24 protein-coding genes are annotated in these 24,656 nt (G+C 70.4%); 11 read left to right on the top strand and 13 right to left on the bottom strand.

The features are described from left to right. Positions 1–9: 9 nt before the first annotated feature. Positions 10–2,691 carry a DEAD/DEAH box helicase gene (locus AS96_RS11125; RefSeq protein ID WP_036289694.1) on the bottom strand — a complete coding sequence of 894 codons (2,682 nt, stop codon included), beginning with the start codon at positions 2,689–2,691 and terminating at the stop codon, positions 10–12. 58 nt (positions 2,692–2,749) lie between these two features. Then, entirely contained in the window at positions 2,750–3,598 is an 849-nt protein-coding gene (locus tag AS96_RS11120; RefSeq protein WP_036289692.1) for a glycoside hydrolase family 3 N-terminal domain-containing protein, read from the bottom strand. A 99-nt stretch (positions 3,599–3,697) separates the two neighbouring features. On the opposite strand from AS96_RS11120, the gene AS96_RS11115 reads away from it, so the two are divergent. The 5 genes from AS96_RS11115 to AS96_RS11095 all read left to right on the top strand — a co-directional run bounded on the left by AS96_RS11115 (position 3,698) and on the right by AS96_RS11095 (position 8,160). Next, positions 3,698–4,072, top strand: coding sequence for a GNAT family N-acetyltransferase (locus AS96_RS11115; protein ID WP_036289690.1), 375 nt, complete (start codon positions 3,698–3,700; stop codon positions 4,070–4,072). Positions 4,073–4,134: 62 nt separating this feature from the next. Then, complete coding sequence (locus AS96_RS11110) at positions 4,135–4,872, top strand: pirin family protein (protein WP_331280313.1); 738 nt, start codon at positions 4,135–4,137, stop codon at positions 4,870–4,872. A gap of 48 nt (positions 4,873–4,920) precedes the next feature. Beyond that, entirely contained in the window at positions 4,921–5,481 is a 561-nt protein-coding gene (locus AS96_RS11105) for an ECF transporter S component (RefSeq protein ID WP_036289688.1), read from the top strand. Positions 5,482–5,566: 85 nt separating this feature from the next. Beyond that, positions 5,567–7,342, top strand: a complete 1,776-nt coding sequence (locus AS96_RS11100) for an ABC transporter ATP-binding protein (RefSeq protein WP_036289687.1) — start codon at positions 5,567–5,569, stop codon at positions 7,340–7,342. Beyond that, complete coding sequence (locus tag AS96_RS11095; protein ID WP_036289685.1) at positions 7,339–8,160, top strand: energy-coupling factor transporter transmembrane component T family protein; 822 nt, start codon at positions 7,339–7,341, stop codon at positions 8,158–8,160. Before AS96_RS11100 ends, AS96_RS11095 begins: the two co-directional genes overlap by 4 nt. Here AS96_RS11095 and AS96_RS11090 read toward each other — a convergent pair. From AS96_RS11090 to AS96_RS11080, 3 genes are all read right to left on the bottom strand, one after another. Further along, positions 8,153–8,578: a GIY-YIG nuclease family protein gene (locus AS96_RS11090; RefSeq protein WP_036289683.1), complete on the bottom strand. Its 426-nt coding sequence runs from the start codon at positions 8,576–8,578 to the stop codon at positions 8,153–8,155. The two genes, AS96_RS11095 and AS96_RS11090, sit on opposite strands and share 8 nt — an antisense overlap. A gap of 199 nt (positions 8,579–8,777) precedes the next feature. Further along, the gene (locus AS96_RS11085; protein WP_036289682.1) at positions 8,778–9,941 is read right to left on the bottom strand and encodes an acyl-CoA dehydrogenase family protein; all 1,164 of its coding nucleotides are present in this window, start codon (positions 9,939–9,941) and stop codon (positions 8,778–8,780) included. Positions 9,942–10,069: 128 nt separating this feature from the next. Further along, positions 10,070–11,098, bottom strand: a complete 1,029-nt coding sequence (locus tag AS96_RS11080; RefSeq protein WP_231477242.1) for a M15 family metallopeptidase — start codon at positions 11,096–11,098, stop codon at positions 10,070–10,072. Between the two features lie 76 nt (positions 11,099–11,174). Here AS96_RS11080 and AS96_RS11075 point away from each other — a divergent pair, with 76 nt between their 5' ends. Beyond that, positions 11,175–12,239, top strand: coding sequence for an Rv2578c family radical SAM protein (locus AS96_RS11075; protein ID WP_036289678.1), 1,065 nt, complete (start codon positions 11,175–11,177; stop codon positions 12,237–12,239). Between the two features lie 8 nt (positions 12,240–12,247). Here the strand turns inward: AS96_RS11075 and AS96_RS11070 are convergent, their stop codons facing one another. Beyond that, positions 12,248–12,880, bottom strand: a complete 633-nt coding sequence (locus AS96_RS11070; RefSeq protein ID WP_155947564.1) for a hypothetical protein — start codon at positions 12,878–12,880, stop codon at positions 12,248–12,250. 96 nt (positions 12,881–12,976) lie between these two features. Then, a complete protein-coding gene (locus tag AS96_RS11065) occupies positions 12,977–15,190 on the bottom strand; it encodes a DEAD/DEAH box helicase (RefSeq protein WP_036289674.1) in 2,214 nt (737 codons plus the stop codon). A gap of 292 nt (positions 15,191–15,482) precedes the next feature. On the opposite strand from AS96_RS11065, the gene AS96_RS15745 reads away from it, so the two are divergent. Both AS96_RS15745 and AS96_RS11060 read left to right on the top strand, forming a co-directional pair. Further along, positions 15,483–15,830, top strand: coding sequence for a hypothetical protein (locus AS96_RS15745; RefSeq protein ID WP_231477241.1), 348 nt, complete (start codon positions 15,483–15,485; stop codon positions 15,828–15,830). After that, positions 15,785–16,555: a hypothetical protein gene (locus AS96_RS11060; RefSeq protein WP_231477240.1), complete on the top strand. Its 771-nt coding sequence runs from the start codon at positions 15,785–15,787 to the stop codon at positions 16,553–16,555. Before AS96_RS15745 ends, AS96_RS11060 begins: the two co-directional genes overlap by 46 nt. Before the next feature lie 10 nt (positions 16,556–16,565). On the opposite strand, the gene AS96_RS11055 is transcribed toward AS96_RS11060, so the two are convergent. The 6 genes from AS96_RS11055 to AS96_RS11030 form a co-directional block, all read right to left on the bottom strand. Next, positions 16,566–17,210, bottom strand: a complete 645-nt coding sequence (locus AS96_RS11055; protein ID WP_155947563.1) for a hypothetical protein — start codon at positions 17,208–17,210, stop codon at positions 16,566–16,568. A 10-nt stretch (positions 17,211–17,220) separates the two neighbouring features. Then, a complete protein-coding gene (locus AS96_RS11050; protein WP_036289670.1) occupies positions 17,221–20,421 on the bottom strand; it encodes an efflux RND transporter permease subunit in 3,201 nt (1,066 codons plus the stop codon). 162 nt (positions 20,422–20,583) lie between these two features. After that, the gene (locus tag AS96_RS11045) at positions 20,584–20,961 is read right to left on the bottom strand and encodes a fluoride efflux transporter FluC (RefSeq protein ID WP_036289668.1); all 378 of its coding nucleotides are present in this window, start codon (positions 20,959–20,961) and stop codon (positions 20,584–20,586) included. After that, positions 20,958–21,392 carry a fluoride efflux transporter FluC gene (locus AS96_RS11040; RefSeq protein ID WP_231477239.1) on the bottom strand — a complete coding sequence of 145 codons (435 nt, stop codon included), beginning with the start codon at positions 21,390–21,392 and terminating at the stop codon, positions 20,958–20,960. Before AS96_RS11040 ends, AS96_RS11045 begins: the two co-directional genes overlap by 4 nt. 20 nt (positions 21,393–21,412) lie before the next feature. Continuing rightward, positions 21,413–22,375 carry a DNA topoisomerase IB gene (locus tag AS96_RS11035; protein WP_036289666.1) on the bottom strand — a complete coding sequence of 321 codons (963 nt, stop codon included), beginning with the start codon at positions 22,373–22,375 and terminating at the stop codon, positions 21,413–21,415. 1 nt (position 22,376) lies between these two features. After that, positions 22,377–22,646, bottom strand: coding sequence for a DUF7218 family protein (locus tag AS96_RS11030; RefSeq protein WP_016463750.1), 270 nt, complete (start codon positions 22,644–22,646; stop codon positions 22,377–22,379). 109 nt (positions 22,647–22,755) lie between these two features. Here AS96_RS11030 and AS96_RS15500 point away from each other — a divergent pair, with 109 nt between their 5' ends. The 3 genes from AS96_RS15500 (at position 22,756) to AS96_RS11020 (ending at position 24,642) form a co-directional block, all read left to right on the top strand. Next, the gene (locus AS96_RS15500) at positions 22,756–22,917 is read left to right on the top strand and encodes a hypothetical protein (RefSeq protein WP_005054418.1); all 162 of its coding nucleotides are present in this window, start codon (positions 22,756–22,758) and stop codon (positions 22,915–22,917) included. Positions 22,918–23,152: 235 nt separating this feature from the next. Beyond that, entirely contained in the window at positions 23,153–24,004 is an 852-nt protein-coding gene (locus AS96_RS11025; protein ID WP_036289664.1) for a DUF4097 family beta strand repeat-containing protein, read from the top strand. A 2-nt stretch (positions 24,005–24,006) separates the two neighbouring features. Continuing rightward, positions 24,007–24,642, top strand: a complete 636-nt coding sequence (locus tag AS96_RS11020; RefSeq protein WP_036289662.1) for a PadR family transcriptional regulator — start codon at positions 24,007–24,009, stop codon at positions 24,640–24,642. Positions 24,643–24,656 lie beyond the last annotated feature (14 nt).

Here is a 24,656-nt window from a genome sequence, read left to right as displayed (position 1 = left end):
GGGAGGGGGCTACAGCCGCACGAGCTCGATCACGCGGACGACGGCGGCGCCCTCCTCGACGGAGGCCGCGAGATCGACCTCGGCCCGGATGCGCCAGTCGTGGTCGCCGGCCGGATCGTCGATCGTCTGCTCGACGCGCCAGAGGCCGGATGCCGCCGCATCCGCCGTGTCGATCACGCAGAGCCGCGGCGAACGGGCCGGCCCACCGGTGAGGATCTCGTCGTGCTCGTCGTAGTAGCGGTCGAGGGCTTCGGGCCAACCGACCTCGGGGTCGAGGGCCACCAGCGCGTCGTCGTCCTGCAGAGCCGCGAGCTGCACCCGCCGAAAGAGCTCGTTTCGCACGAGCACCGTGAACGCGCGCTCGTTCGTGAGGATGGAGGGCGGCGCCGGCGGCACGACCGGAGCGCCGTCCTCGGGCAGCACCGCCGTCGGGTCGATGAGCGCCGACCACTCGTCGACGAGACTCGAGTCGACCTGGCGCACGAGTTCGCCGAGCCACTCGATGATGTCGCGCAGCTCGTCGGTTCTCGCATCAACGGGAACGGTCTGGCGGATCGCACGGTCGGCGTCGGACAGGTAGCGCAGCACCAGTCCTTCACTGCGGGACAGCTGATAGAAGGAGACGTATTCCGCAAACGACATGGCCCGCTCGAACATGTCGCGGACCACCGATTTGGGGCTCAGCTCGAAGTCGCGCACCCAGGGCTGCGACGAGGCGAACACCTCGAAGGACTGCGTCAGCAGGTCGGCGAGCGGTTTCGGGTAGGTGATCTCCTCGAGCAGCGCCATGCGCTCGTCGTACTCGATGCCGTCGCGCTTCATGGCGGCAACCGCCTCGCCCCGGGCGCGGTACTCCTGCTGCCCGAGAATGGCGCGCGGATCGTCGAGTGTGGCCTCGATGACGCTCAGGACATCGAGGGCGTAGTGGCCGGTGCCGACACCACCCGCCGCGGCGGTCGCCGGGGCGGTCGCTGGGGCGGGCTGTTCATAGCTCCGGAAGGACGACGTAGTTTCGTTGGAATCGGACGCTGTGGGCTCCTCGGCGGCGAGATCTCCGGAGTTGTGAACACGCGCCCCGGCGCCCGGAGCCACGTCGTCGTCCGGCGACAGCAGTTCGATGGCGGCGAGCGCGAAGGGCGACAGCGGCTGATTGAGGGCGAAGTTCGGCTGCAGGTCGACGGTGAGCGCGATGCGAGGGCGCGATGGCGCGGAGCGGTCGATCTCGACGATCCCGGCATCCACGAGCGTGCGGAAGATCGCGATGGCGCGTCGGGCGAGGGCGAACCGACGCGCGGCCGGCTCGTGGTTGTCGAACACGAGTGCGCGCACGTGGCCGAAGACGTCTCCCCCGCGGCCGATGACGTTGATCAGCATCGCGGCGGTGAGCTTCAGCTGCGGCACGAGCGGCTCGGGAGCGGCAGAGATGAGCCGCTCGTACGATCCCTCTCCCCAGTTGACGACGCCGGTGGGGGCCTTCTTGCGGACGATCTTCTTGCGCTTGGCCGCGTCGTCGCCGGCCTTCGCGAGCGCGACCGCGTTCTCGATCTCCCACTCGGGCGCCATGACCACGACATTGCCGTAGGTGTCGTAGCCGGCGCGCCCGGCACGGCCGGCGACCTGGTGGAACTCGCGCGCGCTGAGCTGGCGCATCTTCGTGCCGTCGTACTTGCTCAGCGCCGTGATCATGACGGTGCGGATGGGCACGTTGATGCCGACTCCGAGGGTGTCGGTGCCGCAGATGACCCGCAGCAGCCCGCGTTGGGCGAGAGTCTCGACGAGTCGCCGGTAGCGCGGCAGCATGCCCGCGTGGTGCACGCCGATGCCGGCCCGAACGAGCCGCGACAGTGTCTTGCCGAAACCCGTCGTGAAGCGGAATCCGCCGATGGCGTCGGCGATCTCGTCGCGCTGGGCGCGTGTGGTGAGGGTGACGGATGCCAGGGCCTGCGCACGCTCGAGGGCCGCCGCCTGTGCGAAGTGCACGATGTAGACCGGCACCTGATGCTCGTCGACGAGCATCGTCAGCACCTCGTGCACGGGCCGGCGCTCGTACGAGAAGTGCAGCGGCACCGGCCGCTCGACGCCGGTGACGAGCGCCACGGGGCGCCCCGTGCGGCGCTCGAGGTCTTCGGCGATCGGCGTCACGTCGCCGAGGGTGGCCGACATCAGCAGGAACTGCGCCTGCGGCAGCAGCAGCAGCGGCACCTGCCACGCCCATCCCCGGTCTGGGTCGCCGTAGTAGTGGAACTCGTCCATGACGACCTGATCGACCTGCGCATCCGCGCCGTGACGGAGGGCGATGTTGGCGAGGATCTCCGCGGTGCAGCAGACGATCGCGGCATCCGGGTTCACCGACGAGTCGCCGGTGACCATGCCGACGTTCTCGGCGCCGAACACCTCGACCAGCGCGAAGAACTTCTCACTGACCAGCGCTTTGATCGGCGCGGTGTAGTACGAGCGGCCGCCCGCGGCGAGGCAGGCCGCGTGAGCGGCGATCGCGACGAGCGACTTGCCGGTGCCCGTCGGTGTCGACAGGATGACGTTGGCACCCGAGACCAGCTCGATGACGGCCTCGTCCTGCGCGGGGTACAGTGCCAGCCCGCGGCCGGCGGCCCAGGCGACGAAGCCCTCGTACGCGGCATCCGCCGTCGCTCCGACGGGCACGAGGTCGGTCAGTGCCGCGGGCGAGGTCATTCCCCGAGTCTGCCAGGCGCGGCGGCGCCCGCGGTCGCGCGGCGCCGCGGCGGTGCGGTCAGGGGCGCGCAGCCTTGGCGGCGAGCACGTGCCGCGCGGCGTCGTCCACACGCTGCGCGAACGCGGGATCGGCCTGCGCTTTGGCGAGCACCGCGTCGTACATCTCCGCGAACACGCTCGGATCGGTCGATGCCAGCACGACGTCGACCCCGGCGCTCAGCGCGAGCACTGCGCGATCGGCCGGCCTCCACGCCTGCACCGCCTGTGCCGCGGAGAGGTCGTTGGTGACGATCATCGCGTCGGGCCCGACGAGCGACCGGGCGAGGCCCACCACCGTCGGTGAGAACACCGCCGGTGCAGAGGGGTCGATGTTCTGGTAGATCGCGCTCGAGACCATCACGGCGGCGGGGCCGCCCTGCAGCAGACGGCGGTAGACGGCGACGTCGGGGCCGTCCGCGGTGACGGTCGTGTCGACCACGTTCGCGGTGGTGTCGGTGTTGGCGGTGACGTGACCGAGCCCCGGGACGTGCTTGAACACCGGCATGACACGCGAGGCCCGCATCCCGTCGGCGAACGCGCCGGCCTTGGCGACCACCGTCGCCTCGTCGTAGCCGTACTGACGGCCGAGGGCCCCGATGGGCGGATTGTCGAAGCGGGTCGCCTCGCTCGTGACGATGTCGACGACGGGCGCGAGGTTCAGCGTGACACCGGCGGCGGCGAGCTGCTGTCCCCACGTCGTGGCCGATGCGCGCAGCTGTTCGTCGGGCAGGTCCGCCTGCCGGATCGCGAACGGCGACGGGCCGTAGGCGCCGCAACCGGTCAGCGCGACGGCGATGGCGGCGGCTGCCGCGGCAGCGCGCAGGGCGCGCGCGCGGGGTCGCGAACGGCGGCGGGTGAGGGATGTCACCCCGCCATCCTCCCGATTCGCGCCTCGCAACGACAGGCCTGGTGTCGCGGCCCAGACCCGGCCTACGGTGGGAGAACACCTGCACACGAAAGGGACGTCATGAGCGACGACATCCGCATCGCCCGCAACGACGACGCCGACCGCTACGAGATCCTCGTCGACGGCCGGGTCGCCGGTTTCACCGAGTACGAAGCGGATGCCGAGGGCCGCCACGTCTTCCCGCACACGGAGATCGACCCCGCCTACGGCGGACGCGGGCTCGGCACGAAGCTCGTCGCGGCGGCGATGGAGGGTGAGGCCGCACGCGGGATGAGCGTGGTGCCGGTTTGCCCCTTCGTCGTGCGATACCTGCAGAAGAACGAGGTGCCCGGCCTCGCTGTCGCGTGGCGCGAGGGTGACGTCGAGGCGGCGGCCCACGCGTCGACGGCAGAGCCGACCCCGGGCGACGAAGGAGTCGGGTCGTCCCGAGCATGACCAGGCTCGACGACGCCGCCCCCGGCCTGGCCTGACCTGCCGAATGCGACGGCCCTCGCGCACTGCTGCTCGAAGCCCGCGAGGTCCCTCTCGGAGGCGTGCGTGCAATGGAGGTGCACCGCAGTCTGCCCCAGCGCGCCCTGCCGATGGTCGGCGCCTGGTGCTTCCTCGATCGGTTCGGTCCGCAGACGGCGCGCATGCGCGTGGAACCGCACCCCCACATCGGCCTGCACACGGTGCCCTGGCCGCTCGTGGGCGAGGTGCGCCCCCTCGACGGCGGGCCGGACGCCGGCGGCGCCACGGCGACGGTCGTCGTCGGCGACTTCGCGGGCGCACGCTCGCCCGCGACGATGCACACGCCGATCGTCGGCGCCGAGATCCACGTGCCCGCAGGATCGCGCGTGCGCCTCCCGCTCGATCCGGTCAGGGAGTACGCCCTCGTCGGCGTCGCCGGAGTGCCCGAGGTGCACACGGCGCCGGATGCCGCGACCGCTCTCCCCGACCAGGGACTGCTGTACCTCGGCATCCATCGAGACGGTGTCGAGGTCAGCGCGCAGCGCGAGACGACACTGTTCCTGCTCGGCGGCGAGCCGTTCGAGTCGGACATCGTCATGTGGTGGAACTTCGTGGGCCGCTCACACGATGAGATCGTCGCCGCGCGCGAGGCGTGGGAGAGCGAAGCGGACGACACCGAGCGCGCCGACGCGCGGTTCGGGCACGTCATCGGACACGACCGTGAGCGGGTGCCGGCGCCTCCGCTTCCGGCGGTGCGACTGACTCCTCGACGCCGCACGGTCTGAGGGTTTTTCCCAGCCCGGGCTCCGCGAGCGCGCAGCTACGCTGGAGGCGTGGCCCGAAACACCGTCCTGTCGACGCGCGTCCTGCTGGTGTGCGCGGCAATCGGCGTGGCCACCGGCATCCTGGGCGGCATCGCCGGACTCGTGACGCCGATCGTCCTCTCCGTGCCCGGTCTGGCCATCGTCTATGGCCTCGTGCTCGGCGCACACGTGCTCCCCGGCATCATCGCGCAGGAGGTGCTGCGCCTGCCCCTGGTGGCTGTGCTCACGCACGTCCTGGCCGCACTCGTCGCCAGTGCCTTCGCGCCGATCTGGACCACGCGTTTCCTCGGCACGGCGCTGCTGTTCGGCGCGATCCAGGAGGGTGTAGCCGCCCTCACCCGCTACCGCGCGTGGGGTGCGTGGCGGTTCTTCATCTCCGCGGCCGTGATCGGTGTGCTCGTGGCGGTCGTGGTCTTCTTCGCCGCGCACCTGAGCGCCTACCCGCTCTGGGCCCAGATCGCCTATCTCGCCCTGTCGGTGTGCGGACCGGTGGCCTGGACGGCGATCGGACTCAGCGTCGGCGCGTCGCTGCGTCGAGCCGGAGTCGCACGTCAGACCGTTCGGCGCTGATACGGGGTTCCGGACAGGAGCTAGGTGGGAGAAGTTAGGTTCGACTAACCTGAGGGGAGACCCCCGACCGATCCTGGGACGAACCGTGACCACTGCTGAGCCTGGAGCGGATGCCGCGGTGCCCGATACCCGCGCGTCCGGTGCTCTGCTGAGCGTGCGCGATCTCGGCATCCGTCACGACGGCGCGGATGCCGAGGCTCCCGCCGGCGCCTCGTTCGTCGTCGACCGCGGCGAAGTGGTGCTGCTTCTCGGTCCGAGCGGGGCCGGGAAGTCGACGCTGGCACTCGCGCTCAACGGGCTCGTCCCCCACGCGGTGCCGGCGACCGTGCGCGGACGGGTGGAGGTCGACGGTCTCGACACCGCCGAGACCCCGGTGTCGGTGCTGAGCACGCGAGTGGGCATGGTGTTCCAGGATCCCGACGCGCAGCTGGTGACGGGAACCCTCCTCGACGAAGTGGCCTTCGGCCCCGAGAACCTGCGTCTTCCCGTGGCGGACGTGCTGGAGCGCGCGGAGGAAGCCCTGCGCCGGGTCGGCCTGTGGGACCGGCGGCACGAGAACCCCGACCGTCTGAGCGGAGGCGGCCGCCAGCGCCTCGCGATCGCGTGCGCGCTCGCGATGGGCTCACCGCTTCTGGTGCTCGACGAGCCGACGGCGAACCTCGACCCGCAGGGCGTCGAAGAGGTCTACGCGACGCTCGGCGCGCTGGTCGCCGCCGGTGATCGCGCGATCGTGCTCGTGGAGCACAACCTCGACGCCGTCGTCGGCATCGTCGACCGGGTCGTCGTGCTCGACCGCACCGGGCGCACCGTGGCCGACGGCACGGTCGACGAGGTGCTGCGCGCCCGCGCCGCCGAGCTGCATGAGATGGGTGTCTGGCTGCCCGTCTCGACCCTCGCCGCACTGCGTCTGCGCGCCGCGGGATGGACGCTCGATCCTCTGCCGCTCGACCCGACCGAACTGCGCACCGCCCTCGACGCGGCGGACGCACCGGCCGGCTCGCCCGCGGCATCCGTCCCTTCCGCCGCCGGTGTGGCGTCGGTCGCCTCCGCAGAGCCGTTGATACGTGTCCGCGGGCTGCGCACTCTGCGGGGTCGTCGCGAGATCCTGCACGGCATCGACCTGAATGTGGCGGCGGGCGAGTTCGTCGCCATCGTCGGCGCGAACGGCGCAGGAAAGACGACGCTGCTGCAGTCGATCGCCGGGGTCGTCCCGGTGGCGCGGGGGCAGGTTCTTCTGGACGGGATCGATGTCGCGCGCAGCGACCCGCGCGAGCTGTCGCGGCGGATCGGCTTCGTCTTCCAGAATCCGGAGCACCAGTTCATCGCACACACGGTGTTCGACGAACTGGCGCACGGCCTGCGGCGGCAGCGGCTCGCCGAGAACGAGGTGCGCGAGCGGGCCTTCGATGTGCTTCGCCGGTTCGACCTCGACGGCAAAGCCGACGTGCACCCCTTCCTGCTCTCCGGCGGGCAGAAGCGGCGCTTGTCGGTGGGCACCGCTCTCGTCGCCGGTGCGCCCGTGCTCGCCCTCGACGAACCCACGTTCGGTCAGGATCGGGCGCGGGCCGACGAGCTCATGGATCTGCTGGAGGGCCTGAGCGCCGACGGCACGACGATCCTCGTCGTCACCCACGACATGCAGCTGGTCACCGAACATGCGCATCGCACGATCATCATCGGCGACGGACGCGTGGTCGCGGATGCCGCGACCGCCGCGGTCTTCGCGGACGACGCCCTGGTGCGCGCGGCGGGTCTGCGTCAGCCGCCGCTGCGACGCGCATTCGCGGGGATGACACGGCATCCCTCTCTCGCCGGCGTCACGCGCCTCGCCGACCTGCCTGCTCCGGAGACGGCACCGTGAGCGCGGCGATCACCGATCCGTGGGCGACCGCCGACCGCGAGAACGCGCGTGCGCTGGAGCGCATCAATCCCCTGGCGAAGCTTGCGGCGCCGCTGCCCGCGATGGTGCTGCTGGTGTTCACCCGCGATCTCGCCACCCCGCTGGCCTTCATCGTGATCGCCTACGTCATCGTGCTCCTCGGTGCGCGACTGACCGCTCGGGTCATGCTGCTCTTGTTCGTCGCACTCCCCGCGGCGGCCGTCGTCATCGGAGCGTCGATGAGCCTCTGGACCGACCCCGCTCGCGTCGGCGGCACGGTGCTCGCGCACGTCGGCTCGTGGACCTGGACCAGTGGAGCCCTGGCGGTCGGGTTCGCGACGGGGCTGCGACTGGCCGCGATCGTCGCGCTCGCGCTGATCGCGGGGCTGACGACCACGGGCCCCGACCTCGTGCGGGCGAGCGTGCAGCAGCTGCGCGTGCCGTACCGGGTCGGCTACACGGCGCTGGCGGCCTTCCGCTTCGTGCCGCGGTTCGGGCACGAGCTCGACGTGATCAGACAGGCGCATCGCGTGCGCGGGTCGCACGGCGGTCGCGGACCGTTCGCCGCGATCGCGCGCTGGTGGGGCTATCTCGTGCCGCTTCTCGCGGGCGCGATCCGCCACGCGGAGCGCGTCGCGCTGTCGATGGATGCCCGCGCCTTCGGCGCCCACCCCGACCGCACCGAGCGCCACGGGGTGCCGTGGCGGGCGCGCGACACCGTGTTCGTCGTCACGTTCTGGCTGGTGAGCGGCGCCATCCTGATCGCCCTCTTCCCCGGGGCTCCGCCGTCTGTCAGCTGACCGCACCGCGGAGAGCATCGGCGACCCAGCGCGCATAGCGATGCCAGGGCGGGATGCCGTCGGCGAGCGCTGACGCGTGCGCGCGGAGTTCCGGCGCGGCACGGAACCACTCGCCGCCCTCGCGGAGGTGCGCGAACTGCACGTGGCGCGCGTGCTCGACCGCGCGCCCGCCGGGCTCGAATGCGAGCAGCTCCTGATGCCAGATCGCGGCGAGGCGCTGGCGCGGTTCGCGACTGGTGCCGATCTTGATGCGCTCGCCCCACCGCACGTAGCAGACGACGTCGACGCGCGGGCGCGGCAGGTCGGGATCGGGGCTGTCGCCGAGGCGCCACCCGCACACCGGGCAGGTCAGGATGCCGCCGGCATCCGCCTCTGGCCGTGCGCGCCCGCACAGCACGCACTCCTCCCGCCGCGACACACCCGCACGCTATCGCCCCCCGCCGACACCCGCCCCGCCCACGCCGCCCCCGCCCCCGCCCGCGGCCGCGGCCTGCGAGACACCGTCTGCGCACCGAAACACCGGTTGTGGCCAGGTGTCTCGGTGCAGAACCGGTGTCTCGCGGACGAGGAGGGATGCCGCGGGAGCGCGGGCGGGCGGATCAGCGGGCGCGGGCGGATCAGCGCTTGCCGACGATCTGCCGCGACACGATGTCGCGCATGATCTCGTTCGTGCCGCCGTAGATGCGGTGGACGCGGGCGTCGAGGTAGGCGCGGGCGATGGGGTACTCGGTGATGTACCCGTACCCGCCGTGCAGCTGCACGCCGATGTCGAGCAGCTCCGCCTCGCGATCGGTCGACCAGAACTTGACCTTCGCGGCCTCTTCGGCGGTGAGCTTCTTGTCCTTGTAGAGCATCATCGCGCGGTCGTTGTAGGTCCACATGACGTCGACCGTCGTGGCCATGTCGGCGAGAAGGAACCGCGTGTTCTGGAAGTCGGCGATCCGCTCGCCGAACGCCTCGCGGCTGAGCACGTACTCGCGCGTCCACGCGAACGCGGCCTCGCCCGCCGCGGCGGCCGCGACACCGATCGACAGACGCTCGAGCGGCAGGTTCATCATGAGCTGGATGAAGCCCATCCCCTCCTTGCCGCCGATGAGGTTCGCCTCGGGGACGAACACGTCGGTGAAGCTGAGCTCGGCGGTGTCCCACCCGTGGAAGCCCATCTTCTCGAGCTTCTTGCTGTGGTCGAAGCCCTCCATGCCGTCCTCGAGGATCAGCAGGCTGAAGGCATCCGGGCGGTTGCCCTCGCCGGTCTTCACGAACGTGACGACCATGTCGGCGGTCTTTCCCGACGAGATGAACGTCTTCGCACCGTTGACGAGGTAGCCGCCGTCGACCTTCTTCGCCGTGGTCTTGATGCCGCGCAGGTCGCTGCCCGCACCCGGCTCCGTCATCGCGAGCGCCCCGAGGATCTCGCCCGTCGCCATGCCGGGCAGCCACTTCTCCTTCTGCTCCTGCGTCCCCATGTGCACGATGTACGGCACGGCGAGGTCGTCCTGGATGCCGAAGGCACCGGCCAGCGACCCCTGCCCGGCGCCGATGGTCTCCTCGAGGACGATCGAGCGGAATCGATAGTCCTGCAGCATGCCGGCGCCACCGAACTCCTCGGGAACGCTCAGGCCGATGATGCCGGCCTCGCCGGCGGCGAGCATGGTGGCGCGGTCGATCTCGCCGTCCGCCTCCCACTGCTTGCGCTTCTCTTCGGTGGCGAAGCGCTTGAGGAACTCCTTCACGACGTCGCGGAACGCCTCGTGGTCCTCGTCGTAGATCTCGCGCTCCATGATGCGCCCGTCCTCTCGTCCTCGAGTGTGGAATCTGCCGGATGCCGCGGGAAGGATCCCGGATGCCGATGGCATTGCATCTCAGCATCCATGGTACTGGGTTTCACCGCGAGTGCGACGAGCGGGATTCAGTAGCCGGGCGCGGCGGGAAGACCGAAGAAATCCTCGAGCGTGTGGAACCCGCCGTCGTGGTACGCCTTGGCGAGCTCGGGGCCGATGTAACGCAGATGCCAGGGCTCGGCCTCGTAGCCCGTGATGTCGGTGTAGCCGCTCTCGTAGCGCACGATGTAGCCGAACCGCCACGCATTCGCGGAGGCCCAGGCACCCTGACGCGTGCCGCCGAACGATTCGATGGCGCCGCATCCGCTGTCGCAGGCGGCGACATCGGTGGCCAGCCCCGTCTGGTGCTCACTGAAACCGGGGCGGGCGCTCTGCTGGTCCGCCGCGTCGCGGCCGAGCGAGTTCACGTAACCGTTGTACGTGCGCGTCTGGGATGCGAACGACCGGTACGCGCTGTTCAGACCGATCGCACCGACACCCTCCTGAGCGGCGGCGGCCACGAGAGCCGTCAGTGCCTCGGCGGCCGCCGGCTGCAGCCGGCCGTCGACCGTGCGCTGCATGTCGGCGGGGGCGACCAGCTCGGTGGGCTCGACATCCAGCGGGTTGAGGGGACGCCTCTTGTCGACGACGATCCAGAGCCGGTGCGGGTCGCCGAGATCGACGCAGGGTGCGGCGCCGTTGACGACAGCGCCGCGGAAGGCCGCGCCGCCCCCGAAGGCGGCGACGACGTCCTCATCCTTGCCGGCGGCGAGCGCGGTGACCACGGCGGGATCGTCGCACCGCGCCGCCGCGCCGGTCTGAGCGGGAACCGGCAGCCCCGTGGCGGGTGCCGCCGTCGCATCCGCTCCGCCGGGCAGCGCGACCGCGGCCGCCGCTGCGTTCGATGTGTCCACGGAAGCGGCGCCGCCCGGACCGCGGGCGCCGCTGAGGGAGAACGCCGAGACGGCGAAGATCGCCGCCACAGCACAGAAGGCGATCGCGAATGCCGTCCACCGCATCCGCAGCGGCACCTTCGACATCCACGCTCCGCGGGCGCGCGGGGTCGCAACGGCGGCGCGTGCGGCGCGGCGACTGATCGGCTGCTCGGGGTGCGGCACCCGCCCATTCTGCCCGCCGAGCCCGTGCGGCGCCTGCGCATTGCACATTTGTCGTATCTCTGTTCGAATGTACGGTATGCGGTGGCGTGGACAGAGTATCGATGCGACGGATGCCGCTGCCCTGCCCGGCATGGAGCGCCTCGACGGTCTGGTGCGCACGGTCACGACCCCGGAGTTCGCGGGCATGACCTTCCACGAGGTGGCGGCGAAGTCGGCGCTGAATCATGTGCCCTCGGCATCCGCGATGCCGTTCGACTGGACCGTCAATCCCTACCGCGGGTGCAGCCACGCCTGCTCGTACTGCTTCGCGAGGGGCACCCACGCCTACCTCGACCTCGATACCGGGCGCGATTTCGACGAGCAGATCGTCGTGAAGGTCAACGTGGCCGAGGTGCTCCGCCGCGAGCTGGCCGCGCCGTCGTGGCAGCACGAGCCGGTCGCGCTCGGCACCAACACCGACCCGTATCAGCGGGCGGAGGGGCGCTACCGGCTCATGCCCGAGATCATCGACACCCTCGCGGCCAGCGGCACGCCGTTCTCGGTGCTCACCAAGGGCACGCTGCTGCGGCGCGATCTTCCGTTGCTCGCGGAGGCGCGACGTCGAGTGCCCGTCCACCTCGCGATGTCGATCGCCATGCCCGACGAGCAGTTGCGGCAGACCCTCGAAGCCGGAGCACCGACGTTCCAGGCGCGGCTGGACACCGTGCGGGCGGCGACCGAGGCGGGGTTCGCTGTGACCGTGTTCCTCATGCCGATCGTGCCGCACCTGACCGACTCCGTGACGGTGCTCGACGATGCGCTCGCGCGCATCGCGGCATCCGGAGCGGTTCGTGTCGTCTTCGGAGCACTGCACCTGCGTCCCGGTGCCCGGGAGTGGTTCTGGCAGTGGCTGGAGCGCGAGCACCCGGGACTCGTGCCCGCGTATCGCGGGCTGTACCCCGGGGCGACGGTCTACGCGCCCGCCGGGTACCGGAAGTGGCTTGCGGCTCGCGTGCGCCCGCTGCTGAGACGGCACCGGCTCACCGGTGGTCCCGAAGACGAGGTCGAGACCCGGCCCGCACGACGGGGCCCGGTACGGACGACCGCGCGGGCAGCGGCATCATCGGCGCCCGCGGCATCCGCCCCCGTGATGCTGTTCTGACCGGCCGATCAGCCGATACTGCGCTTCGCGGCGTCCAAAACCAGCGGCACAATCCGCGCGGCCGGTCCGAGTGAGCCTCCTGCGAACCACGAATCTCCGACGAAGACGTAGACGGTGGACGTCAAGAACTCTCCTCCGCGGTCCTCGTAAGAGAAAGCGACCGCCCCAGGAATCCCAGGGTCGACACTGTTGTACTCGGGAGTCGACCGCAGCGAAGAGAGCAGGCTCGTCGCCGCCGAATCGGAGATCCGATAGACACCCAACGCAACATAGGCCTCAGTTGCCAGCTCCGGCCACCACAGGCATTGCAGCTTCGCTGTCGCCTCGGTAGCCGCCGACCGCGCCTGCGGGCCCGGGATGATGCTCTCGAGCGTCGGCTCCTGGGAAGCAGCAACCCACGTCTTTCCCATCGCTGCCGATACGGCGTCGACAGTCGCGAGCGCATCGCAGGAGTTCGGGATGTTCACGACGACCGCCGACGGCGAAGTGGTCGCGGATGGTGTCGCAACGGAAGACGATGCTTGGGGTGAGACCGAGCGCGTCGGCGCGGCCGTCGTCGGCGCAGGGATCGTCGATGCCGCACAGCCACCCAGAACAACGACGGACGCGGCGAGAAGAATCACCCGGGACCAGCGGATCACCCGGTCAGCCTATCGCGGCATGGTTGCGTCCCCCGGGACGGCGGAGGGGCCGCGGCGCGAACGCCACGGCCCCTCCGCCTCGAGAGCGCGTCGAACTCAGCGGTCGACGTGCGCGGCCTGACGGCCCGAGATCTCCTCGAGCACGTCGTCGCCCGGGCGGGCGTCCTCGAACGGCGCGTCGATCTCGGCGCGGTCGAGCATCTCCGTCATGCGACGGCGGCGCTGGCGGGGGATGAGCGTCACGACCGTGCCGACGCGGCCCGCGCGGCCGGTGCGGCCGGAGCGGTGCAGGTAGGTCTTGTACTCGTCGGGGGCATCGGCCTGGACGACCAGGTCGATGTCGTCGACGTGGATGCCGCGGGCGGCGACATCCGTGGCGACCAGCACGCTGACCCGACCGGACGTGAGGCGCTCGAGGTTGCGCGTGCGCTTGGCCTGGTTCAGGTCGCCGTGGAGGGCGACGGCGTGGATGCCGGCATCGTCGAACTGCTCGGCGAGCATCTCAGCGTAGGCGCGAGTGCGGGCGAACACGAGGGTCTTTCCGGCGCGGTCGACGAGCGAGGTGAGGATCTCCGCCTTGTCACGGTGATCGATCACGAGCACGCGGTGGTCGATCGTGCCGGAGTCCTGGTCTTCACCGGCCACCTCGTAGACGGCCGGGTCGACGAGGAACTCATCGACGAGGGCCGCGACCTCGCGGTCGAGTGTTGCCGAGAACAGGAGCTTCTGCGCGTCGGGGTCGACGAGCCGGAGGATCCGCTGCATCGGCTCGAGGAAGCCCAGCTCGCTCATGTGATCGGCTTCGTCGAGCACGACGATTCCGACCTCGGAGAGGTCGAGCTTGCCCTGGTTCTGCAGGTCTTCGATACGTCCGGGAGTGCCGATGATGATGTCGACGCCCTTCTTCAGGGCCCCGACCTGGCGCCCGGCGGGCACGCCGCCGTAGATCTGCGTCGTGAAGAGGCCGACGCTACGGGCGATCGGCTGGATGGTGCGGTCGATCTGCAGCGCGAGCTCGCGGGTGGGGGCGAGGATCAGCGCCTTCGGGCTGCGCCCGAACGCACGGCGCTTGCCGGCCTGGCTGCGCAGCACCGCCTCGACGAGTGGAGCGCCGAACGCGATGGTCTTGCCCGAGCCGGTGCGGCCGCGGGCGAGCACGTCCTTGCCCGCGAGGATCGGCGCGATCGTGGCGGCCTGGATCGGGAACGGCGCCGCGGCGCCGAGCTCGGCGAGGGTCCGCACGATGTTGTCGCCGAGGCCGAGGCTCGAGAAGCTCACGTCCGCGACCTCTTCGGCTTGCACGGCCTGCGCCTGCAGCTTCTCGTGCACGACGTCGGCGTGCTCCTCGTAGGCCTTGCGCGCCGCGGCATCCTTTGCGTCGGAGTTCCAGTCGGAACGGTTGCCGCCGGTGCGAACCGGGCGGTCGTCGCGGCGCGGACGGTCGTCACGGGCCGGACGGTCGTAACTCCTCCGATCCCCGTCCCGAGAGCCGAAAGCAGGCCGCTCGCGGCGCTCCGCGCCCGACGTGGAGGAGTTGCGGCCGCGATCGTCGAACGAGCGAGCCGGACGGTCATCACGACGGGGGCCGTCGAACGACCGAGCCGGACGATCAGTACTCCGGAAATCGCGGCCTTCACGGGCCACACGGGCGCCATCACGACCGCCGCGCGCCGATTCTCCGGAGTTGCGAACGTAGCCGCCGCGGTCATCGCGACGCGGGCGGTCATCGAACGAACGAGCCGGACGGTCGTCACGGGCCGGGCGGTCATCGAACGAACGGGCCGGACGGTCGTCACGAGCCGGACGGTCGTAACTCCTCCGATCCGTGTCCCGAGAGCCGAAAGCAGGCCGGTCGCGGCGCTCCGCGCCCGGCGCGGAGGAGTTGCGGCCGCGGTCGTCGAACGAGCGAGCCGGGCGGTCATCGCGACGCGGGCGGTCGTCGAATGAACGAGCCGGACGGTCATCACGACGCGGGCGGTCATCGAACGAGCGGGCGGGACGCTCGTCGCGCGCGGGCCGGAAGCCGTCGCGGTCGTCGCGACGCGGGCGTTCGCCGTTGGCGCGCGAGCGGATGCCGCGAGCCTCGTCGCGACCGGCGCGCTCCTGCGCGCTCCAGCGCTGCTTCGGGGCGGATGCCGCGTCGGTCGCCTCGGCGGCGCGGTAGCCGCGGTGACTCGGGCTCTTGCTGCCGGGCTTACCGGCGGACGACTGGCCGGGACGGCGCTTGGCGTCTTGGTAGCTGGTCTTCGACCCGTAGCGGGGCTCGAAGTTCTGGGCGCGGCCGCCGGCCGGCTTCTTGCTCTTGGGCATGGTGTTCTTCCTGGGTTTTCTCGCGCGAGAACAGCGCCGCCGCGCAGTGAGAGCCGAGGCGACCAGGAGGTCGGACGGATCGGGGCGGCGGGCAACCCGGTGCTCCGGGGGCCATTCAACAGTGATGGTTCATGCGCGTCGATCGACGCTCACCATCGGCCCCTTGGACTCACAAACCCACCCGCACCACAGTGCGGTGTCCAGAGCCGACCGCACCACTGTACTCGCTTCACCTGTGAGAGCGCCGGTCGCCTCCCGCGACGCCCCGCCGGCGGGCCCCTACACTGGCGCCATGACCGCAGCCGAACCCTCCCGACTCGCGGCCGAGACCGATCGCGCCTTAGCGCCGTCCTTGCGCGTCGAAGCGGAGGCCCTCCTCGCCGCCGCGATCGCCGCCGTCTCCGGCGGCGTCGTCGGGCTCATCATCGGACTGCTCGGCGTCGGTGTGCGCCTCTGGGGCGATGCGAGCCTCGCCGCCTGGGCCGCGGCCGGGGCAGGCCTGGCGGCGGCCGTCAGCTCCGCGCTCGGATACTGGCGCGCCCGCACGACCGACGCCAGGAGTGGCGGCGCAGGATCGCGAGCTGGCGCTACGTGGTGTCGACGGCATCCGTCGTCATCGCGCACGGCGCCCTCGCCATGATCGGGACGGTCGCCCTCTTCGCGGTGCTCTCGCGGGCCTTCATCAACGTCGAGCTCACCGCGTTCTGGACGACGGTGCTGGCCGCGACGGCGACGGGGCTGTCGGGCTGGCTGAGCTACCTCTCCGCCTCGCGGATGACGACCCAGCGTCTCACGACGCTGCTCGTCACCTTCATCGGGATCGGGACGCTGGCAGCCATGATCACGACCTCCGACCCGATGTGGTGGACGTACCACTTCAGCCAGCTGGGCACGTTCGGCGACATGTCGAGCTTCCTCTTCAACGGCACGCTCATCGCCGGAGGCCTGCTCGTGACGACCTTCACGCTGTACGTCTCCCACGACCTCGCCGCGCTGGGCGAAGGGCCACGCGGCATCCGTGTCGTCGGCACAGCGCTCGCGATCATGGGCGTCATGCTGGCCTGCGTCGGCATCTTCCCCGTCAACGTGAACATGCTGCTGCACAACCTGTCGGCGTCGGGGATGGCTCTGATGTTCCTGCTGCTCCTCGTCGGCGGCCCGTGGATCGTGCGGCGGATGCCGCGCGCCTACTTCCTCGCGTCGTGGGCGTTCCTCGCCGGTCTCCTCGTCTCGATCGCGCTGTTCGCCACGGGCTACTTCGGGTTGACGGCCTTCGAGATCATCGTGTTCGCGCTGATCTTCGGCTGGCTCGCCGTCTTCATCCGCTTCATGGTCGTCGCCGATCAGACCGATCCGCGCAGCTGAGGCGCCCCGCTCACCCCGCGTTGGCGGCCCGCAGGGCGGCCACGGCGGCGGGGAGATAAGCGGACTGCATCGCCGCTTCCTTGCTGTTGCCGACGATCGCCAGCCACGTCGTCCCCTCGAACGCATAGCCGACCGCCCCGTCGGCGATCTCGCCGTGCACGGCTGAGGTGAAGATCGTGAACCCTTCGATCGCGGCCTCGGTGTACCCGTCGGCGGCGCGTAGCGCGCTCACGAGTTCGTCGCGCACCCCGGCGGGGAGCTCGAGCACCGCCGCGTGGACGCCACCATCCGAGCCGCCGCGGACGCCCCACCCGCAGTCAACGGCACGTTCCGCCTTCTCGACGGCGGAGCGTGCCACCGGGCCGGGAAGAAGCTGCCCGATGGTCCATCCACCGCCGTCGGTGTAAGCGACGACGTCCGTCGAGAAGTTCTGCTGCAGCAGCTCGATCGGGATGAGGTCCTCGCACCGCGGGAAGACGACCGCGGTCTGCGTCGGCGTAGGCGTCGGCGTCGGCGTCGCCTCGGTGGCTTCACCGGTGGCCGTGGCCGTGGCCGTGGCCGGCCCCGTGGACGTCGCAGCCGGCACGCTGACGGCGCACCCGGTCAGGGCGACGCCGAGGGTGAGCACAGCGACGCAGAGGAGTCGGGGACGCATGAGGCTCACCCTACTTGCCACGCAGGTCGCGGCGCGGGTGCAGCGCGGCGGCACCGGATGCCGGGGCGACGGGGCCTGCGTCGGCATCCGCAGCCGCCTTGCGGCCACCGCCAGCGCCCGCCCGCCGCGCCGCCCGACGCTCGCGCGCACCCTCGACGAGGTTGTAGAGCGTCGGCAGCACGAGCAGCGTCAGCACGGTCGAGGAAACCAGTCCGCCGATCACGACGATCGCGAGGGGCTGCGAGATGAAACCGCCGTGGCCGGTGATGCCGAGCGCCATCGGCGTGAGGGCGAAGATCGTCGCCAGCGCCGTCATCAGGATCGGGCGCAGTCGTCGCGAGCCGCCCGCGACGGTCGCGTCATGGGTGCTGAGCCCCTTCTCGCGGTACTGGTTGACGAGGTCGACGAGAACGATCGCATTCGTGACGACGATGCCGATCAGCATCAGCACGCCGATCAGCGAGGCGACCCCGAGCGGCACACCGGTCGCGATCTGCAACAGGATCGCCCCGGTCGCCGCGAACGGCACCGACACCAGCAGCAAGAGCGGCTGGCGCAGCGACTTGAACGTTGCGACCATCACGATGTAGACGATGAGGATGGCGGCGAGCATCGCGAGGCCCAGCTGACCGAACGCATCGGACTGCTGCGTCACCACACCGCCGACCTTCGCGGCCGCGCCGGTCGGCAGCTCGAGCCCCGCCAATGCCGTGCGCACGCTCGCCGAGGCGGTGTTCAGGTCGTCCGTCGACGGGGTCACCGTCACCGTCGCGGTGCGCTGACCGCGCTGCGTCGTGATCGAGGTCGGGCCCTTGCTCTGCTCGACGGTCGCGACCTGATCGAGGCGGACGAGCCCGTTCGCCGAGGCGATCTGCAGTCCCTTGAGCTCGTCGATCGTCTTCGGCACCGACGACGACTGCAGGTAGACGGTCAGCGATGTGCCGTCGATCTCGACCGATCCGATCTGGCGCGGCTGCATCGTGTTCGAGACGAGTCCGCCGACGGCGACCTCCGACAGCCCCAGCTGCGCGGCCTTGGCGCGGTCGACCGTGACGGCGACGAAGGGGAGGGATGCCGAGAGGTTCGAGGTGACCTGGCCGATGCCGTTCTTGCCCTGCAGACCGGTGACGACCGCGTCGGTCGCGGTCTGCAGCGCGTCGGCCGACGGCGCCGTCACGTCGACCTCCACGTTGCTGGAGCCGAAGCCGCCCTGGCCGGACGAGACGGTGACGGTGCCGACATCGGTGAGGTCGGCGAGCGCCTGCTCCACGTCATTGCGCACGGTCACCTGATCGGCCGACGTGTCGGTGGTCACCGAGTAGGTGATGCCGGTGCTGCCGCCGCGGAACGCATCGCGCACGGCCGAACCGCTCGATCCGATCGAGGTCTGCACCGTGGTGATGCCGGCCACGCCCTTCAGCGCGGTCTCGACCTTCTTCGCGGCGGCATCCTCGGCGTCGAGGCTGGGGGCCTGTCCAACCTGCTGGGTGATGGTGAACGTGTTCTGTCCGCTGTCGCCGAGGAAGTTCGTCTTCATGAACGGCGCCGCGGCGATCGTGCCGCCGAGCACCAGGACGGCGACCAGCAGCGTCACCCACGAGTGCTTCAGCGTCCAGCCGAGGATCGGCAGGTAGGCACGCTGCAGCCTGGACGGGGGCGCGGCGGGGTCTTCCGGGTCGATCGGGTCGCCCTCGGCATCGCGCACCGGCTTTCCGGGGCGCAGGAACCAGTAGGCGAGCACGGGAACGATCGTCAGCGCGACGAACAGCGACGCCGCCATCGCGATCGTCACCGTCATCGCGAACGGCCGGAACAGCTCGCCGGTCACGTCGCCCACGAACGCGATCGGCAGGAACACCGCGACGGTGGTGATCGTCGAGGCCGTGATCGCGGCGGCGACCTCACGGACGGCGAGCAGGATCGACGAGAGCTTGTCGGCGCCTTCGACGTAGTGACGTTTGATGTTCTCGATGACCACGATGGAGTCGTCGACGACGCGGCCGATCGCGATCGTGAGGGCACCCAGGGTCAAGATGTTCAGCGAGTAGCCGAACGCCTGGATGCCGACAAACGTGATGAGGACGCTGGTCGGGATGGAGATCGCGGTCACGAGCGTCGAGCGCACCGACAGCAGGAAGAGAAGGATCACGAGCACGGCGAAGACGAGGCCCAGCAGCCCCTCCTGGGCCAGCGACTCGATCGACTGCTCGATGAAGGGAGCCTGGTCGAAGACGACACTGAAGCGGGCATCGCCGCCGATGTCGCTCTGCAGCTTCGGCAGGAGAGCGGTGACGGCGCGGCTGACGTCGACGGTGTTGGCGGCGGGGAGCTTCGTGATGGAGACGGTGAGTGCGGGCTCGCCGTTCACGCGCGAGATCGAGGTCACCGGGTCCTGCGCGAGCGCCACGGTGGCCACGTCGCCGATCTTCAGCGGACCGTTCTTGGCCGCCCCCTCGAACTGGGCCGCCGAGGTGGGCACCAGCGGCAGGGCGGAGATCTGATCGACCGAGGTGAGCTTGCTGCCGGTTTGCACCGTGAGGGTCTGGTCGCCCTCGGTGACGGTGCCGCCGGGAAAGAGCACACCGTTCTGCTTGAGGGCGTCGGTGAGCGCGTTCTGGGTGAAGCCGGCGGCGGCGAGCTTCGCCTGGTCCGGGGTGATCGTGACCCGCTGGCCCTGGCCGCCGACGATCGTGGCGGCGCTGACGCCCTTGACGTCTTCGAGATCGGGGATCGTCGTGGCCTGCAGCTGCGCCTGGATCGTCTTCTCGTCGCTGTAGCCGGTGACGGCGAGCGCAATGACGGGCAGGTCGTCGATCGAGAAGGAGACCACATTGGGTTCGACGCCGGTGGGCAGCGTCGACTTGATGCGGTTGATCGCCTGCAGGATCTTCTGCTCCGCGGTCGCCAGGTCGGTGCCGTAGGTGAAGGACGCCTGGATGATCGAGGCGTTCGTCGTGCTCGTCGCGGTGGTCGACTCGAGGCCGGGAATGCCCTGGATCGCCGTCTCGATGGGCGTCGACACGTCATTGTTGACCACATCGGGCGACGCACCGGGGTACGTCGACAGGATCGAGAGCTGCGGGAACTCGACCGAGGGGATGAGCTCCTGCTTGAGGCTCGTGAGGGCGAGGCCGCCGAAGATGGCCGCGACGATCGTGATGAGGGCGATCAGCGCCCGGTTCTTCAGGCTCAGGACGGCGAGGTGCGACACAGAAGACCCTTGCTCTCGGACGGGCGCGGACGAAGCGTTCGATACACGCGTGTATCCGCCTCATTCTCGCACGCGGACCGGCGGCGGGCGGCGGCGGGAGCCGGGGGATAACCCGACAATCCGAACAGTCGACACCCAGGGGTGCCGACGCTCAGCCGGCGCTCAGCGCGGGAAGAGCTCGCCGATGACGAGGCCGGCAGCGGCGGCGATGAGGGCGAGCACGAGCGTGCCGATGAGGTTGACCCACGCCCAGTCACGGCGTCCGCGCTCGGCCAGCAGAGCCGTCTCGGTGGACACGGTGCTGAACGTCGTGAACCCGCCCAGCACGCCCACTCCGAGAATGCTGGCCCACGCCGGCGAGACGTTCGGTCCGAGACCGGTGACCAGACCCAGCAGGAACGACCCGAGGACGTTCACGAGAAGGATGCCGAGCGGAAAGGCGCCGGATCGCCCGCGCATGATCGCGGCATCCATCACATACCGCGCGCCGGCGCCGAGCCCGCCGCCGCCGACGAGCGCTGCCATCTCGAACGGGTTCATTCGGCATCCTCCGGCTGTTCGATCTCGCCCGGCCGATCGGCGATCCGTCGTCCGAAGGCAAGACCGACGACGGCCGCGAAGACACCGCCGAACAGCGAGACCACGACGAGGATGATGCCGACATAGGGCGAGGCGCTGGAGGTCGACAGCGCCTGCACGGCGAAGGCGCTGTACGTCGTGAAGCCGCCCATGACTCCCGTACCGAGGAAGAGGCGGGCGCGGGGATGCCGGTCGGCGAGCCAGCCCACGATGACGCCGAGCAGCAGCGAACCGACGAGGTTGATCACGAGTGTGACGGCCGGCACCACGAGCGGATGCGGGTTCGCAGCGCCCAGGGGCACCACCACGACGGCGCGGATCGCGACACCGATCATTCCGCCGAGGATCACCAGCACGAGGGCGACCGGCGAGAACCAGCGAGGACGAGTCACGTCCGCAGACTAGCGTCGCCTTACGGGGACAGCAGCGCACGGATCGCCGATTCCGGCGAAACGGTCGTGTCCAACAGCTCGCCGCGTCGATACCGCGCGAACACGCGGGGGTCGATGTAGGAGCTCTTGGCCACCGTCGGCGTGTTGCCCAGACCCGCGGCCGCCGCCTTGATGGCCAGCACCTCGGCGCGCTTGCGGTCGGTCTTGGTCGCGGTGGTCCCGATGCGCGCCAGGGCGTCGGCGGCGAGAATGGTGCCGCGGAGCGTGCGGAAGTCCTTCGCGGTGAAGCTGCCGCCGGTCATCGTGCGGACGTACACGTTGACATCCCGCGGGGTGAGCGCAACGCGGCGTCGGCCACGCACATACGCCAGCAACGGTGCGGCCGGTCGGCCCGCCGCGAGCAGCTCGACGACGACGGCGAGGTCCTCGTCATCCACCTCGAGGCTCTGCCGCTTGCCGCTCTTGCCCGGAAAGCGCAGGCTCGTGACCGTGCCGCTGACGGCGGCATCCCGCCGCTGCAGCGTGGTGAGACCGCGGCTGCCGTGCGCCGTGAAGTAGCGCTCGCTGCCCACTCGAGGTGCCGCCTGATCGAGCAGCCGGAAGGCGGTCGCCAGCACCCGCTCGCGGTCGAGGCCGTCGCGGCGGAGCGACGCGGTGATGCGGCCCCGGGCGCGTGGGAGGCACTCGGCGAGCTGCAGCGCCCGTGCGTACTTGCCCTTGTCGCGGGTCGTCGACCAGTCCGGGTGATAGAGGTACTGCATCCGTCCGGCCTCGTCGACGCCGGTGGCCTGGACGTGCCCGTTCGCGGCGGCACAGATCCAGACGTCGTTCCAGGCGGGCGGGATGACGAGCGCGACGACGCGTTCACGCTCCGCGGCGGGGAGAGCGGCCCCGTCGGCATCCACGTATCGGAATCCCGAACCGGACCGCAGGCGCCGGTAGCCGAGGTCGCGTCCGGGGCGGACGCGGCGAAGGCGCGGCACGTCAGGAGTCTCGGAGCATGTCGATGAGCTCCGCCTTGCGCGCCCCGGAGTATCCGCGGATGCCGAGCTGCTTCGCACGGGCACGCAGCTCGGCGACCGTCCAGTCCTCGTATGAGCCGGACGCGCCGCCCCGTCGCCCCACGGCTTCACGGCCGTCCCGCGCGGCGGCGTTGGAGATGCGGGCGGCCTTCTGCTTCGACGCGCCGTCCGCGCGCAGCTCCTCGTAGAGCTCGGGATCCTTGAGCGAAGGAGATGTTCCGTTCTGGGGCATGCATCCGTCCCTATCGCAGTTTCGGGGGCTGCGGCAAGGGGGGTGTCCGCCCCTCGGAACACGGCTAGTTTCAGGGGGTCATGGAGTCCCTCGAGAATGGAGCAATCACATGAATCTCGCTCTGATCATCATCATCGTCGTCGCGATCGTCCTCGCTATCGTCGGCGGCATGAACGCCGCCCTGAACTGGCTGCTGTGGGTCGCCCTGATCGTTGCCGTGATCGCGATCATCGCGTTCCTGCTGCGACTCGTTCGCGGCGGTCGCGCGTAGCGACGCCGCTCAACCGGACAACGCGCCGGCTCACCTCACGGTGGGCCGGCGCGTCTGCGTTGCGGCCCACGAATCGCTCCCGTCGTCCGTCCCTTGTTGTCGGTGACGCCGCCCGTCAGCGTCAACAAGGGACGGACGAACCCGGGAGTCGGCGCGCACTGGTAAGTCGAGATATATCGTGTTATCGTTGGTTCAACGCGATATATCTCGAATCGCCTCGTGTCAGGAGAACACCATGACTCTGGAGAAGTGGCTCATCAAGCCGGGCGAGACCCGGGTGATCGACCTCGAAGACATCCGCAAGCTGAAGGTGGGCCTCGTCGGCGGCCAGATCGATGTCGTCGCGCACGATGAGCCCGGCGTCCGCATCGAAGTGCATGCCGTCACCATCAAAGACCTCCGCATCGAGGCCTCCGGCGACGTGGTGGAGATCGATCACCCGCAGCTGCGCTGGGACAACTTCCTCGAGGTGTTCCGCAACTTCGGCGCCGGCGGGCCCAAGGCGGAGATCAGCGTGGCGGTCCCCCGCGGCATCCTGCTGAACCTCGGCGTCGTCTCCGCGAGTGCGCTCGTGTCGGGGCTCACCTCTGGCGCGCGCCTGAACACCGTCTCCGGCGACATCATCGTCGACGGCCTCGCCGGCGATCTCTCGGTCAACGCCGTCTCGGGCGACGTGCAGATCCGCGGCCTGGACGGTGCGCTCAGCGCCAACTCGGTCTCGGGTGATGTGGCAGCCACCGGCAGCATCCGCAAGGCCACGATCGACACGGTGTCGGGCGGCATGCTCGTCGACTCGACCGATCGGGTCGATCTCGTGAGCCTCAACACGGTGTCGGGTGACGCCACCGTCCGTCTCGACGAAGGCCACCCGGCGAACTTCGTGCTGCGCAGCGTCAGCGGCCGTCTCATGGTCGACGGCGTCAAGCGATCGAGCTCCGGGCCGTCGAACTACGTCGACTCCGTCGGAGAGCTCAGCGGCAGTTTCGCCGATGTGCGCGCGAACTCGGTGTCGGGCGATGTCACGGTGCTGCGCCGTTCGCCGGCGGCTCCGGATGCCGCAGCATCCGCGACCGCAGAGGAGAACTGAGCATGCCTCCCGTCTTCTCGCACGGCGACCTGCGCCTCTACCTGCTGAACCTCCTCGACGAGTCACCGCGTCACGGCTACGACCTGATGCAGGCGCTGTCGGATCGCACCGGCGGCACCTACACGCCGAGCGCCGGCACCATCTATCCGCGGCTGTCGAAGCTCGAGGAGGAGGGTCTGGTCACCAAGACCGTCGACGGCCGCAAGACCGTCTACGCGATCACCGAGGCGGGACGCGCCGAGGTGGCCACTCGCGCCCACGAGCTCGAGGGGATCGAGGCCGGACTCGCCGACAGCGTGCGCCTGATCGCCGACGAGGTTCGCGGCAGCGTCCGGGAGGCGATGAAGAGCCTGCGCGCCGACCTGGCCGCCTCGGCGCAGTCCGAGCGCGACAACGCCGAGCGTGACCGCGCCGACGCACGCGCCTCGGCATCCGCGTCGGGGTGGGACGAGGTGCGGGCGTCGTCGCGCGAGCAGATGAGGCGGGCCGAGGCGATCCTCGCCGAGTTCCGCGGCACCGTGCGGGCGGATCTGCGCACCCATCTGGCGCACGGCGGACAGCTCGCGGCCGACGCCGTCGACGACCTGTCGCGCGCGCTGGATGAGGCCCTCGCCGCCCTCACGCGCACGCTCCGCTGACCCCGCCCCCACCC

The organism is Microbacterium sp. MRS-1 (assembly GCF_000585455.1).
Classification (GTDB): domain Bacteria; phylum Actinomycetota; class Actinomycetes; order Actinomycetales; family Microbacteriaceae; genus Microbacterium; species Microbacterium laevaniformans.
This window is presented reverse-complemented; position numbering and strand designations above follow the sequence as displayed.